We start from the raw sequence: 13,319 nt of genomic DNA on the forward strand, positions 1-13,319 counted from the left end.
TACAAAAAATGAGTATTATGGTCTTGGATTAAAGCGCAGTAGAAGTAATAATATAGAGCGATTACAGGCTCTATTATTAATAGCTTTAATTGCTCAGTACACATTGTATCTTATTGGAAAGGCAGCAGAAATATTAAAATATCATTACCACTTCCAAGCAAACACAATAAAGAAAAGACGAGTATTATCTTATTGTTATTTGGGAAAAAGAATTCTGGTACATAAAAATTATCATATACCAGAATGTATCATTAAAAAGGCTCAAAGAAGCCTCATAAATGAGATTAAATAAAATGGAAAAGATATGGGGAGCCCTAAGACTAAAACCCCAGCAACTCCCTTTAGATAATAACTTTGCAATTAAAATGGCTGGTGGTTTGGTTATTAACCGGAAATTAACATTGCCTTGCAAGGTTACAGTGCTTTCTCAAGATACTTTTAAGATAATATTAACACAAGGACTGAATCGACAAATCCGTAAAATGAGTTATCAATTGGGTTATAAGGTAATAGACCTCAATCGCATTCGATTTGAACACTATTTATTAGCTGATTTGCCTGAAGGAAAATGGCTTGAAATCGACAAGGATAATATTGTTAAATAGTTAATGCGATAGACCAATCGCTTTTTGATGAATACTTGAATATTTTGCAATCTCACATTGTATACAATACGGAGTTAAGCTGATAAGTTGCTTGTTCACTTTTAAGGGAGATAGATTTTGGGGTGGATTCTTTTCACTTTTTTAGCGGCTTTTATGCAGGCATGGCGTAATGCACTGCAAAGTAAGTTAAGTCAATTTGTGAGTGTATCGGGTGTAACGTTAGCACGGTTCATTGTCGCAGGACCTATTGCCTTGGTGTATTTATTTCTCCTATATCAATGGCAACCAGTTGCTTTTCCCAATATTAATTTAACACTTACCTTTTTTATTATTGGTGCTTCAATCGCGCAAATAATAGCAACCGTTTTGCTGGTTAAATTATTTAAACTTAATAATTATGCTGTTGGTGCAGGACTTGCAAAAAGTGAGGCAATTGTAGCAGCGGTATTTGGTAGTATATTTTTTGGAAGTCAGTTAACCGTTTTAGGTTGGTTTGGTATTGCTACGGGATCTATTGCTGTATTTTTATTAAGCGGGTTCTCATTTAGAGCAAGACCAAATTTCAAAACGATATTATTAGGTTTAGGATCAGGAAGTGGGTTTGCACTCACCTCATTATGGGTTAGAGCAGCAAGTCATAATATTGGTTTACCTTTCCCACATAGTGCTGCTTGGGTATTGTTCATTGTAATTAGTTTGCAAACTATTTTATTATTTCTCTATGTTTCAATATATCAAAGAGAAACACTTACTCAGCTATGGCAATATAAAAAAATCACATCAGCAGTTAGTTTTTGTAGTTGCATAGGTTCAATTGGTTGGTTTAGTGCAATGAGTTTACAATTTGTACCTTATGTTAAGACTTTGGGCCAAGTTGAAGTATTTTTCACAATTTTGATATCTGTTTATTGGTTAAAGCAAAAGCCTAAAAAGCAGGATGTGTTAGGTTTATTTTTAATTGCAGCAGCTGCAATATTAGTCATGTATGATTAAAATATTTAAAAATTTCATTATATTTGGTTATGGCTTTAGTGGGCTTGTATGTGCATTTTTTATCGCCTGGATTCTAATGCTTAAGCTGAATTTTTTATACCCTAGTTTCTATAGTTTGCTTGAAATAGATAAAACAATTAATCAATTCTCTCCTCAAAATCATTATAAAAAAGGTTTTGAGTTTACCTCACATGAACAAAGGTTATTGATATTTTCTGAAATTGTTAAGTCAGTTCATGATGACGGTATAGGCTTAGCTCAAATACATTATTCATATATAAATAACAAAAATAAAGAGCAAAATACTTTATTTTTACATCAAGCAGAAGTTATACACTTACAAGATGTAGCACTTCTGATTAATCTATTAATGAAATTGGCGATTGGATTTATTGTTATCTGGTTATTATTCATTTTTGGCTTTATATATCAAAAAAAACCATTACCAGATTTTAAATCCCAATTAATATTAATATCAACTTTTTTGCTTTCTTGTGTATTGGTGGTTTTAGCTCTTGGTGCTAAAAATGTTTTTTATTGGCTTCATACTGTGATATTTCCAGCTGATAATCAATGGTTTTTTTATTATCAGGACTCGCTAATGACAACTTTAATGAAAGCCCCTGATTTATTTGCACCTATCAGTATTGTTTTACTCATATTAGCTATGGTGGTATTTATTCTGATACAGTGGTTGACACTAAAACTTAGTTATTTTATTCACCGTGATTTTAAGCTAAATTGAGAAGTAATATGTATTAGTTCCTTAATTTCCTTATTACTTTCATCTAAATAAAGTCGTATTTTTGGTTGGTAGGCAGGGTAGGCCCCGCCTAATTTCATTTTGAGTTTAAATTACTTTTTGCTATCTATACTCCATAATACGTTTTGATCTGAGCCCATAATCGTGGTTGGCATTTGACCATTCCATTGTTGTGCTTTTACATATTCCACTAAGGTTTTTGACTTACTTAAAGAAGCTGCTTTGGCTTTAATTGCTTCAGCTTCAGCTAAACCTTTTAATGAGATTGCTTCAGCCTCGGCTTCAGCTTCTTTTTTAATGGCATAAGCTCGGCCATCTGCTTGTGCTTTTGCAGCATCACGTTGTGCCATAGCGGTATTTACTTCTCGTTGCGCTTCTAGTTTTTGGCGTTCAAGTTTATGCTTTTCAGCAGCTGCGAGATTTTTTTCTGTTTGCTTCGTTTCAATGCTCTGTATGTATTTAGCAGGTAAAATAAGGTTTTCAAGTTGAGCAGAATCTAATTTTACAGGGTATTCTTTCATACCAACAACGAGTAATTCTTCAATTTGTGCTATTACTTGAGAGCGATTCTGAATTAGCTCCTCTGCTTTATAACGGGCTAAAGCATCTTTAGCAGCAGATCTTAATTTAGGATCTAAAATTCTTGATTCAAATTGAGATAAACCTCCATAAGCTTTAAATAAATCAAATGCCTGATCTCGTTTTACAGTCCAGTTTATTGAAACTTCAGCAACAACTGGCATTTGTTCATGAGTTGATGCATTTAGCTTCTCTACATTTTTACGTGTGCGTATTTCGAGTACTTCAACTGTATCAACGAATGGAATTTTTGTATGTAAACCGGGATTGACTTGTTCGGTTGCTTCACCAAAGCGCTTGATAATACCAACGTGCCCCTCATCAACCGTATACATGGCTTGATATAAACTTAAGATGCCAGCTAAGCCTACAATAACGCCGATGGTGACACCTTTTTTCTTATGTACTATAGCTGATAAGTCTGGTAATTCATTTTGATTTTTTAACATGTTATGTCCTTTTCCAATTTCTCTAAACATAAAGTAACAAATTAATCGGGGAATTGAGCATGAAAATGAAATTAGGCCACGTTTGCTTTATGAGTGGGTGTATAGACTACTTAATTGGTAAAAGAAAAACTAATTTAAAATCATTTGAATAAATAAAGCTTGCTTTTAATAATTACGTTTGTAATTCTTGTTGAAAATTACAAGGGTAATCGTTATGTCGACAATAACTGAAATCAGTAAAACAGAATTTGAAGTACTAGATGTACTTTGGCTACAACACCCGGCTACAGCTAATGAGATCATTGCGAAACTAAATGAAAAAAAAGAATGGCATGAAAAAACTGTAAAAACTCTACTTAATCGCATGGTAAAAAAGGGTGCTATTGGGTTTGAAAAGCAACAAAGAACGTATATTTATACGCCTTTATTAGAGCGAGACTCGTATACATTAAAGGAAAGCAAAAGTTTGATAGAGCGTATGTTTAGTGGAAAGATAGCACCTTTGGTTGCGGGTTTTGCAAAATCGGATGAGCTGTCAAAAGAAGATATATCTGAGTTAAAGCAGTTGATAGATCAATGGGAGCAAGATAATGAGTGATATGTTAGCTGATTCTCACTTGTTAACTTGGTTAATTGAACAGCAGCTTTATATTTGTATGGTTATTATCGTATTAGTATTTTTTGAGAAAAAACTCCTACCAAGTTTAGGTGCTAAATTAAGTTATTGTCTTTGGTTGATATTACCAGCTGCAATGATTTTAAATAATTTACCCTTAGGGTTTGTTGCAATTGAAAGTAATGAGATAACACGTTATTTAGTGAGTATTAAACCTCCTGAGTTTTCTCTAGTAGAGCTAAATTATTTGCCTTTAGTTTGGGGCCTTGGTGTTTTGATTATCATATTTTTTGGTTTTTTTGCTAAGCAACAACAACAAATAGCATCATCTTTATTCCCTGCATCATCAAAAGGTTTGCCTATTAGCTTACCTGAAAAATTAAGATTATATCACTCAGATAGTGTTTCTAGTCCTTTATTGTTAGGGGTGTATACGCCTAAGTTAGTTTTACCTACGAATTATCAAAGTGTATATAGCCAAACTCAACTAAGAATGATTTTAGAGCATGAAATTTATCACTTTAAACGTAAAGACAATTTATGTAATAGCGTGGCGATTATCTTTTTAAGTTTATTTTGGTTTAACCCACTGATTTGGGTTGGCTACTTTAGCTATCGTAGAGTGCAAGAGATATCGTGCGATTCAGCTGTATTAAAAAGTAAAACAAAATTACAGAGCATTGAATATGGTAAAGCCCTATTGATATGCGCTGAGCAAACAAGCACTAAACTTTGTGCTTATACACACTATGGAGAGAAAAGTACTATGTTACAAAGAATTAATAATCTAAAACAAAACAAATCACCAAAACCTTTAGCGCAATTAACTGCGATTGCATTGACTGCAAGTTTATTAAGCGGTATTGCAGTGGCACATCAAGGAGAAAGCCATGGTTTTAAACAAGAAAGGGTTTCTCCAATCGTTCGTATTGAGCCAAAATATCCTGTTCATGCCGCAGAAGAAGGCACTGAAGGATCTGTCGTTTTGGTTTATGATATTACGCCTGGAGGCCTTGTTGAAAATGTAAGTATTGTAACTGCGCAGCCCCAAGGAATATTTGATCGTCAAGCTAAGATCGCTTTAAGACAATGGAAATATGATAAAAGTGAGGGAGGAGCAAAACGTTTATTAGTACAGCTAGATTTTGCTATGGGTAAGGACAGTGAAAAAGCCCCTGACCTATTAGAGCGTATTAAAGTGACTCAGTAAGTCGCTTTGTTGAATGGATTGTTAGGCTTGTATATACAATTGTTTTGCGTGGAATCGTTTGTATATACAAGCTTGCTATTTTTTGTTGTGATTTTAGCGTTTATTAAATGCGCGTTTCATAAAGTTTGGTGTACTTAATGCACCAAGGTGAATACCCACATTATAATATTCGGTATTAAATTTTAAATTGGCTGCATCTTCATGCCTAAAGCCAATAAAGTTTCCTTCTTTGCGGGCAAGTGTTGCCGACCATAAACCTGATGGGTATATAGGTTGTGGGAAGGTAATTGTTTGTAAGTCGGTAAAGCCTACATCACGCACTGCATTTCTGATATCCAATAATAGTGGCATATGCATTAATGGGGATTCACTTTGCTGTACTAAAATCCCACCTGGGCGTAAAGTATTTAGGCAGCTAGCATAAAAATCGCGATTAAATAAACCTTCGCTTGGCCCAATTGGATCCGTTGAGTCAACAATTATGATATCTAAAGAGTTGGGTTCTGCATCAAGCATAAACTTAATACCGTCATCAAACATGATCTCTGCGCGAGGGTCTTCATTTGATTCACATAACTCAGGAAAATACTTTAAAGACATTTGGGTTACGACCTGATCAATATCTATTTGCTGAGCTGTTTCAACACTAGGGTGCTTTAAAACTTCCCGTAAAGTACCACAGTCACCACCACCTATGATCACAATGTTTTTAGGATTCTCATGGGTAAATAGCGCTGGGTGACTTATCATTTCATGATAAAAAAAATTATCACGGGTACTCACCATAGTACAACCATCAATGACCATTAGGTTGCCAAAATCTGTAGTTTCAAACATCTCTACTTTTTGAAATGGTGATTGTTTCACTTCAAGTTTTTTATTAATTCGCAAAGAAAATGCACTACCATCACGTTCGCTGATTTCAGTAAACCACATGCCTTGCTCTAAATTTGTCATGATATTGCCGCTTAAAACTTTAGTAGGGGTAATTTTGCCATTGGTTATTTATGAATTCTAGTTAAAAAACTATTTTGATGGCCTGATTTTAGTTTAAAGCTTAAAATATAATTAACTGTAATATTGAAGATGAATAGAATGACTTGGGGTTTTGAAAAAGCACGGGAAACATATAATGTAGCTCATTGGAGCGAAGGATACTTTGATATTAATTCACAAGGTGAACTAGTTGCATTTCCCGATCGTGATAAATCAAAACCAGGCATTAAATTAAACGATTTAATTGCGCAATTTAAACAAAAAGGGCTAACCTTACCGGTTTTGGTACGTTTCACCGATATCTTACAAAATAGAGTTGATAACTTAGTATCGGCTTTTCAGTCTGCTAAGCAGTCAAAAAACTATAAAGGGTTATATACTTCTGTTTATCCTATTAAAGTAAATCAGCAGTATTCTGTTGTTAAAAAATTGATAGAACACCCAAGTAATAAGGTTGGTCTTGAAGCAGGCTCTAAACCCGAGTTAATGGCTATTTTAGGTGTTTCTCAAAAACCTCTAAAGATTGTATGCAATGGTTATAAAGATCGGGAGTTTTTACGTTTAGCCTGTATTGGCAGTGCAATGGGTCATCAAGTTAACATTGTAATTGAGAAATTATCTGAACTGAGTGCACTATTAATCGAAGTTAATGACTTGGCTATACAACCAACAATAGGCATAAGAATTCGTCTAAATTCTGTTGGTAGAGGTAAATGGCAAAATACGGGCGGAGAAAAAGGAAAGTTTGGTTTAACTGCTGGGCAAGTAATGACAGCTGTTGATCAACTAAAAGCTGTAGGTAAATTACATTTATTACAGCTGGTTCATTTTCATATCGGTTCTCAAATCGCCAATATTAGAGATATCCATAAGGCATTAAGAGAGTGTGCTCGTCATTTTTCTGAATTATCAAAAGCAGGAGTGCCTCTAAAAACCGTTGATGTGGGTGGTGGTCTAGGTGTTGATTATGAAGGGTCTGGCTCTCGTAGTAGTTGCTCCATGAATTATACAGTTGAAGAGTATGCTAGAAATGTTGTGAGTGCATTTTTTGATATTTGTGAGCTAAATAATTTGGAACATCCTGATATTATTACTGAGTCAGGGCGAGCATTGACTGCTCATCATGCTGTTTTGATCACTGATGTTATTGATATTGAAACCGCGCCTAAGAGTGAACGACCTAATGCACCGACTGATTTAGATCCGAGTATCTTAAAAGAGCTTTGGCAAAGTTATTTGCAAATATCCAATCGTATGGCAATGGAAATTTATCATGATGCGATGCATTTATTTAGTGAAGCACATTCCCAGTATGTTCATGGCTTGTTATCTATGAAACAATGGTCGCAAATAGAGCTGTTATATTTTAATATTTTACATAAGGTTAGAGAGTTTCTAGATTTTAACTCTCGTTCTCATAGAGAAGTGCTAGATGACTTAAATGAAAAACTAGCCGATAAACTATTTGTTAACTTTTCTTTATTTCAGTCTATGCCAGATGTTTGGGGAATAGAGCAATTGTTCCCTATTATGCCGATCGAAAATTTAGATAAGCCATTAACCCAAAGAGCAATTTTACAGGATATTACCTGTGATTCAGATGGGCAAATTCGTCACTATGTTGATGGAGCAGGTATAGAATCTAGCTTGCCTATGCCGCAATATACTTCTGGTGAGCCATATCATATTGGCATGTTTATGGTGGGGGCCTATCAAGAAATTCTAGGTGATTTACATAACTTATTTGGCGATACTGATTCAGTTCATGTTGAATTAACAGATGAGGGGCATAGGTTAACTTCAATAATTAAAGGGGACAGTGTTAAAGATGTATTAAAGTTTGTACATTTTGATGCTCAGAAATTAGCACTATCTTATCAAACACAAGTCGCGCAGTTGGCTGTGAGTGACAGTATAAAACAGCAATATTTATCAGAGTTAACCGCAGGGTTAGCAGGTTATACTTATTTTGAAGATTAAGCTGTTCAAGTTAAAATAACAAAGCCGTTTTTTTGTTTATATTTAAAAGAGTTTAAGGAAGTAGAAGTGGGTTCAGTTTTATCTAAGTTGAAACGTATTATATGCATAGGTTTTTATGCGGTTAATACACTGTTTTGGGTGTTACCTATTATTGTATGTGGTTTTTTGAAATTATTACCCATAAAACCTTGGCAAAAACTTATTAGTTGGTTAGCCAAATCATTGGCTGGCAATTGGGTTGCGTGTAATTCAGTTATTCAGAATGTACTCACACCTTTTAAGTTTGAAGTAACTGGTTTGGAAGAGTTAAAGGCCAAAGATTGGTATTTGGTAATCGCAAATCACCAAAGTTGGGTTGATATACTGGTGATGCAACGTTTATTACATAATCGCATTCCATTTTTAAACTTTTTTTTGAAAAAAGAACTAATTTATGTACCATTTCTTGGTTTAGCTTGGTGGGCTTTAGACTTCCCATTCATGTCTCGTACAAGCAAAGCTCAACTAAGAAAAAAACCTTCGTTACGCGGAAAAGATATAGAAACAACTCGTAAAGCGTGTGAGAAATTTAAAGAAGTGCCCGTTAGCATTGTGAACTTTGTTGAAGGCACTCGTTTTACAAAAAATAAACATGAAAGACAAAATAGTCCATTTCAAAATTTATTAAAGCCTAAAGCGGGTGGTGTTGCCTTTGTATTAGAGGCTATGGGTGATCAGTTATCTAAAATTGTCAATATAACGATTCATTATCCTGATGGTATCCCCACATTTGTTGATTTTGCCAGTGGGCAAGTAAAGCGCATTCAGGTTCATGTGGAAGTCATGCCAATAAATGATGCTTTAGTAGGGAATTATAGCCAGGACACTGAGTTTCGAGTTAAATTCCAATCTGAATTAAATAAACTATGGCAAGATAAAGAACAAAATTTAAAAATTTTAGCGGATAAAGAGTCAGCATGATTGTTTAAATGATACATAAAAAAGGAATTGAAATGAGCCCACTGCAAACATTAATTTTATCTTGGTTAGATAATATGCCAGAAGCAAACTTTGTATCAGCAATGTTAGCTGTGATATCTGGTATATGTTTGCTGGTAATAGTTTACCTATTAGCGAATCGTTTTATATTGCCGACTTTACAGAAGGTTGCATTATATTTTTCACCAAAAACTATTCGTCCACTTGGCCATTTAATAAATAAGTTAGATCGCCGACTGTCGATATTGTTTAGTGTTATTGTATTTTTAACTTCATTTCATTTTATATATCCAGTTACTGAAATATTAGCCTCTTTATTTAAATCTGGCGGGCAAATTGTTTTAGTCATTTATGCTGGGCTTATATTTAGTTCTGTGGTGAGTATCGCGGGTGCGATTTATAATCAATTATCATTTTCTAAAGATGTACCAATCCAAGGTTTGATCCAAGTGATTAAACTCATTACTTTTATCATTGTTGCAATTCTTGTTTTTAGTGTAATGATAAATAAAACACCGACTTATATTTTATCCGGGTTTGGTGCTCTGGCTGCTGTTTTACTTTTGGTATTTAAAGATACTATTCTCGGTTTTGTTGCCAGTATTCAAATTGCCGCCAATCGTTTGGTAACTTATGGAGATTGGATTGAGGTTAAAAGGTTTGGTGCCGATGGCGAAGTTGAAGAACTTGGGCTTAATACGGTAAAAGTACGTAATTGGGATAATACGATTACAACAATTCCTACTTATGCTTTGATTTCAGATTCATTTAAAAATTGGCGAGGCATGGCTGAATCGGGCGGAAGAAGAATAAAGCGTTCATTAAATATTGATATGCTGTCTATCAAGATAGTAAGTGAATCACTGCAAAATAGATTAATAAAAAATGAGACATTACAGGCTTTTTTATTAAAAAATGTATCTCCATTAGAAGGGCAAACTAATATTGGTTTATTCAGGCAATATGCTGAATTTTATTTAAAACAACATGTAAGTTTAAATCAAAGCTTAACTTTAATGGTACGTGAGCTACAACCAACACAATATGGTTTACCACTTGAGTTTTACTGTTTTAGTCAAGATAAGCGCTGGATCCCATATGAGCATTTACAAGGTGATATTATCGACCATTTTTTAGCCATGTTGCCCGTTTTTGACTTAAGGCCTTATCAAAGCATAAGTGGGGAGTTTAAGGCTATCTAATCCAAGTCTTTATCTAAAGGCGCCGATAAGATGAGGTTTTGATCTATGTAGCTAAATTCTGCACCTAGTCGAAAAAAAGATTCGTATTGTTTTGTTATTTTTCGGCGGATCAATCTAGGTGATGATAAAACACCTGAAATGTGCAAATACCATTTATCTTGTTTTACTTGTAAAGAAATAGTTAAAGGTGTTTCTATCTTTTGATTGAGCAAGGTTACTAATTGATATATGCAAAGCGGAGGCACGTTAATCTTTTGTTCAAGAATACTTGCTAAATCTATCATATTGACCTCTCCTTGATGCGCTAAGTGTTGCATATAAGAAACGGCAGTGAGTTCTTCTCCTAAGTTTACACATTCTAATTTGCTTGCTTTTAATTTGTAGCGTAATAATTCTGCTAAATTAGTGATGGCATCACACGCTAAATCTTCATCTTGTTCAATTAAAACTTCAATGTTATCTAAACTTTGATAAAGAAAATCGGGCTGAATTTGTTGTGCTAAAATTTTTAAACTTAATTTCTGGTGAACGATTTCAAGTCTGCTTTTCTCTCTAGCTGAAAGTGCCATCTGATAACCAAAACACCAGACGAAATGAATGTTAATGCTTGTAAAAATAAGACCATGGAATAGTTTGTCTTTATTTATAGTGTCGGAGCCCCAAAGTATTGAAAGCAAATATAATGGGATAATAAGTGCTAAGTTCATTAAAATAATAATGATGATACTGGTATAAATTTTTTTAAAATTTGATGCAGATTTGTGCTTTGAGATTTGTTTTCTGGCAATAAAATGTAATACAAGCAAATTCATTATGACAAATATTAACCAGTCATGTGTATATACCAATATTTTTATGGCATCAACAACGCTCAATGCCACTAAAGGTAAGGTCGTCAAAAGAATAAATATCAGGAGTTGGGCTAACCAATAGTCAGTAATTTTACGCATTTTGTAATTTAGTTTTGTCAAAGTTATAAGGGATCACTAAGCTCACGTGATAATTATCGTCGGAAGTTAAACCAAATTTAAGTTTGTAGTTTTTATCATAAATTAAATCTAATCTTTTTTGTAAATTTGTTAACCCAGTTTTTGTGCCATCAGCAGATGCGCCTATTTTAATTGGGTTTATAACTTCTAAAGTTAGCTTACCTCGATAAATTCTTGCGCGAATATTTATGCAACCACCATGAATAAGGGGAGCAATTCCATGTTTAATTGCGTTTTCAATAAAGGTAAATAAGCTCATGCTGGGAATTTTAGCGTTTAGAGCTTTTTGATCAACTTGCCATTGCAGTTCTAACCTTTCTTCAAATCGTACTTTTTCAAGTTTTAAATAATGCTTACAAAGCTCAATTTCTTGCTGCAAATCTAACTGATGTTGTTTATTTTCAAAGTGATGATGAAATAAAGCGCGAAATTCTTGTAATAATTTTTTTGCTTCTATTTTATCTTCATACAGCATACCCCTAATGCTATTTAAGGCATTAAATAAAAAATGGGGGTTAAGTTGGTACGTTAAAATATCGAGTTGTTGTTTTTTAAGTTCTTTAACTAACAACTTTTTATAGGCAAAAGAAGTAAATTGTAAAAATGATAATGCCCATAAACAATAAAACAAACTATGCACAAAAGCTTCAGCTAAGTATATGCCTATGCCTGTCGGTTTATCATAACCAGAATTAGGGCCTGGAGATTGAAAACCAATACTCACTGAAGTTCTTTTGTCTTCATTCATAGTGTCTGATGTGCTGATCTGTAATAAAAAGGTACCAGGAACAGACACTGTATGAGTATAAGTTGCGCTACCAAACCCTGTTACAAAGGCACAAAAAATGGCGCTGAGGTAAATCGTTTTATTTGTATGTTTTTTTAATTGAATGTATTTAAGAGGGATATAAATACATATTAATGGCAATAATATTAATAGCGCTAAATTATGTAAAAAAGAGTTCAAATTTTCAGGAGTTAATGAGAAAGGACTTAGCTGAATATCTAAGTATATTAAAGTCAGTAATATGATCTGTAAGCTTTGAACGATAATAAAGCTTTTGTACTGACGTAAAATTTTAGACACGATAAGTTCCGATTCTTTTTTCGAAACGTGACCTTAAATGTTTTTAGATAAAATGGCAATCTTCACTGCTGTAATTTACGTCAAAAATAAATTAATGAGTGACGTTTTTTGTAACTAAACTCATTTATTTATCAATAACAATAAAGGCAGCTGCATTATTATCATCAGTTGCTTTAGGTGCAATGAAAATAGCATGAAACTTTCCTGAGGTTGGTTCAATTGTATATTCAAGTATCGGTTCGATAGAATCTGCTTTAGTGACTTTTAAGTGAACATTATCAATATTTGAGTTGATGTGATTAGTCCCCTTGCTATAACTAATATCTTCTGCAACTAGTTTATTTTCAATATATATGTCTAACATGCCCATTTCTGATGGAAAGGTGTGTAACAGAATTACTCGGTATTGGTTTTGTGCAATCCCTTCATTATCTAAGAAGACAGCGCCAAGAGCTGCTTTTTGCTCTGAAGTATTATTTTCTTTTCCATAAGCAAAAAGCACATAATTTTCATCATGAGTGAAAGCAAAATTAGTTTTTTCAATAATGTTTTCAAGAGAATTACCATCAGTTGCTTTAAATGAATAAGCTGAACCGTGGTTTTCATCTTGATATAAAGTTTGTTCGTTTGTTACTTGTCCATATTCTAAGGAAGAATCTGGTGAAAGTAATATTTCCTGATCATTATTTTTGTCAAACCAAACAACATTGAGTTCATTATTTACTAAATTAATTGCAGTAATATCAATATTGTAGGTTTCATCGTTATCACAGCCAGTTAAAATTAAACCTGTTGTAATTAAGGCCAAAATTGATGCTTTCATATAAATAAACTAAATTAAAAAGGAAGTATGTTGAAAGTTTATGCTTCTT

13 protein-coding genes and 1 pseudogene are annotated in these 13,319 nt (G+C 33.6%); 9 read left to right on the forward strand and 5 right to left on the reverse strand.

Annotated elements, in window-relative coordinates; genetic code table 11:
* The 4 genes and pseudogenes from BM088_RS27605 to BM088_RS21720 form a co-directional block, all read left to right on the forward strand.
* Positions 1 to 292: pseudogene (locus BM088_RS27605) on the forward strand (IS4 family transposase); the annotation flags it as partial.
* Positions 279 to 605 carry a pseudouridine synthase family protein gene (locus tag BM088_RS21710; RefSeq protein ID WP_091989786.1) on the forward strand — a complete coding sequence of 109 codons (327 nt, stop codon included), beginning with the start codon at positions 279 to 281 and terminating at the stop codon, positions 603 to 605. The pseudogene BM088_RS27605 and the gene BM088_RS21710, both read left to right, overlap by 14 nt.
* A gap of 117 nt (positions 606 to 722) precedes the next feature.
* A complete protein-coding gene (locus tag BM088_RS21715) occupies positions 723 to 1,598 on the forward strand; it encodes a DMT family transporter (protein ID WP_177208132.1) in 876 nt (291 codons plus the stop codon).
* A 76-nt stretch (positions 1,599 to 1,674) separates the two neighbouring features.
* Positions 1,675 to 2,343 carry a lipoprotein intramolecular transacylase Lit gene (locus BM088_RS21720; RefSeq protein WP_177208133.1) on the forward strand — a complete coding sequence of 223 codons (669 nt, stop codon included), beginning with the start codon at positions 1,675 to 1,677 and terminating at the stop codon, positions 2,341 to 2,343.
* 110 nt (positions 2,344 to 2,453) lie between these two features.
* On the opposite strand, the gene BM088_RS21725 is transcribed toward BM088_RS21720, so the two are convergent.
* Positions 2,454 to 3,389, reverse strand: a complete 936-nt coding sequence (locus BM088_RS21725; protein ID WP_091989792.1) for a prohibitin family protein — start codon at positions 3,387 to 3,389, stop codon at positions 2,454 to 2,456.
* Between the two features lie 223 nt (positions 3,390 to 3,612).
* On the opposite strand from BM088_RS21725, the gene BM088_RS21730 reads away from it, so the two are divergent.
* Both BM088_RS21730 and BM088_RS21735 read left to right on the forward strand, forming a co-directional pair.
* Positions 3,613 to 3,987 carry a BlaI/MecI/CopY family transcriptional regulator gene (locus tag BM088_RS21730; RefSeq protein ID WP_177208134.1) on the forward strand — a complete coding sequence of 125 codons (375 nt, stop codon included), beginning with the start codon at positions 3,613 to 3,615 and terminating at the stop codon, positions 3,985 to 3,987.
* The gene (locus BM088_RS21735; RefSeq protein ID WP_091989797.1) at positions 3,980 to 5,215 is read left to right on the forward strand and encodes a M56 family metallopeptidase; all 1,236 of its coding nucleotides are present in this window, start codon (positions 3,980 to 3,982) and stop codon (positions 5,213 to 5,215) included. Before BM088_RS21730 ends, BM088_RS21735 begins: the two co-directional genes overlap by 8 nt.
* Positions 5,216 to 5,308: 93 nt before the next feature.
* Here the strand turns inward: BM088_RS21735 and speE are convergent, their stop codons facing one another.
* Complete coding sequence (speE, locus tag BM088_RS21740; protein ID WP_091989799.1) at positions 5,309 to 6,172, reverse strand: polyamine aminopropyltransferase; 864 nt, start codon at positions 6,170 to 6,172, stop codon at positions 5,309 to 5,311.
* A 138-nt stretch (positions 6,173 to 6,310) separates the two neighbouring features.
* Here speE and speA point away from each other — a divergent pair, with 138 nt between their 5' ends.
* The 3 genes from speA (at position 6,311) to BM088_RS21755 (ending at position 10,371) form a co-directional block, all read left to right on the forward strand.
* Positions 6,311 to 8,191: a biosynthetic arginine decarboxylase gene (gene speA / locus BM088_RS21745; RefSeq protein ID WP_091989802.1), complete on the forward strand. Its 1,881-nt coding sequence runs from the start codon at positions 6,311 to 6,313 to the stop codon at positions 8,189 to 8,191.
* Between the two features lie 66 nt (positions 8,192 to 8,257).
* A complete protein-coding gene (locus tag BM088_RS21750) occupies positions 8,258 to 9,151 on the forward strand; it encodes an acyltransferase (RefSeq protein WP_091989805.1) in 894 nt (297 codons plus the stop codon).
* Positions 9,152 to 9,177: 26 nt separating this feature from the next.
* Positions 9,178 to 10,371, forward strand: coding sequence for a mechanosensitive ion channel family protein (locus BM088_RS21755; protein WP_091989882.1), 1,194 nt, complete (start codon positions 9,178 to 9,180; stop codon positions 10,369 to 10,371).
* Here the strand turns inward: BM088_RS21755 and BM088_RS21760 are convergent.
* The 3 genes from BM088_RS21760 to BM088_RS21770 form a co-directional block, all read right to left on the reverse strand.
* Positions 10,368 to 11,321 (reverse strand): histidine kinase, encoded by a 954-nt coding sequence (locus BM088_RS21760; RefSeq protein WP_091989808.1) that lies wholly within the window; start codon positions 11,319 to 11,321, stop codon positions 10,368 to 10,370. The two genes, BM088_RS21755 and BM088_RS21760, sit on opposite strands and share 4 nt — an antisense overlap.
* Positions 11,314 to 12,447 carry a sensor histidine kinase gene (locus BM088_RS21765; protein ID WP_091989810.1) on the reverse strand — a complete coding sequence of 378 codons (1,134 nt, stop codon included), beginning with the start codon at positions 12,445 to 12,447 and terminating at the stop codon, positions 11,314 to 11,316. The genes BM088_RS21760 and BM088_RS21765 overlap by 8 nt, the downstream gene beginning before the upstream one ends.
* A gap of 124 nt (positions 12,448 to 12,571) precedes the next feature.
* The gene (locus BM088_RS21770; RefSeq protein WP_091989813.1) at positions 12,572 to 13,270 is read right to left on the reverse strand and encodes a hypothetical protein; all 699 of its coding nucleotides are present in this window, start codon (positions 13,268 to 13,270) and stop codon (positions 12,572 to 12,574) included.
* Positions 13,271 to 13,319: the final 49 nt, after the last annotated feature.

Origin of the sequence: Pseudoalteromonas denitrificans DSM 6059, from assembly GCF_900112265.1 — a bacterium.
In the GTDB taxonomy this organism is placed as follows: Bacteria; Pseudomonadota; Gammaproteobacteria; order Enterobacterales; family Alteromonadaceae; genus Pseudoalteromonas; species Pseudoalteromonas denitrificans.

Excerpts from the sequence above, each read along its gene's own strand:
- BM088_RS21710 (WP_091989786.1), top strand. The coding sequence starts at position 279 with ATGAGATTAAATAAAATGGAAAAGATATGGGGAGCCCTAAGACTAAAA.
- BM088_RS21720 (WP_177208133.1), top strand. The coding sequence starts at position 1,675 with ATGCTTAAGCTGAATTTTTTATACCCTAGTTTCTATAGTTTGCTTGAA.
- BM088_RS21725 (WP_091989792.1), bottom strand. The coding sequence starts at position 3,389 with ATGTTAAAAAATCAAAATGAATTACCAGACTTATCAGCTATAGTACAT.
- BM088_RS21735 (WP_091989797.1), top strand. The coding sequence starts at position 3,980 with ATGAGTGATATGTTAGCTGATTCTCACTTGTTAACTTGGTTAATTGAA.
- speE (WP_091989799.1), bottom strand. The coding sequence starts at position 6,172 with ATGACAAATTTAGAGCAAGGCATGTGGTTTACTGAAATCAGCGAACGT.
- speA (WP_091989802.1), top strand. The coding sequence starts at position 6,311 with ATGACTTGGGGTTTTGAAAAAGCACGGGAAACATATAATGTAGCTCAT.
- BM088_RS21760 (WP_091989808.1), bottom strand. The coding sequence starts at position 11,321 with ATGCGTAAAATTACTGACTATTGGTTAGCCCAACTCCTGATATTTATT.
- BM088_RS21770 (WP_091989813.1), bottom strand. The coding sequence starts at position 13,270 with ATGAAAGCATCAATTTTGGCCTTAATTACAACAGGTTTAATTTTAACT.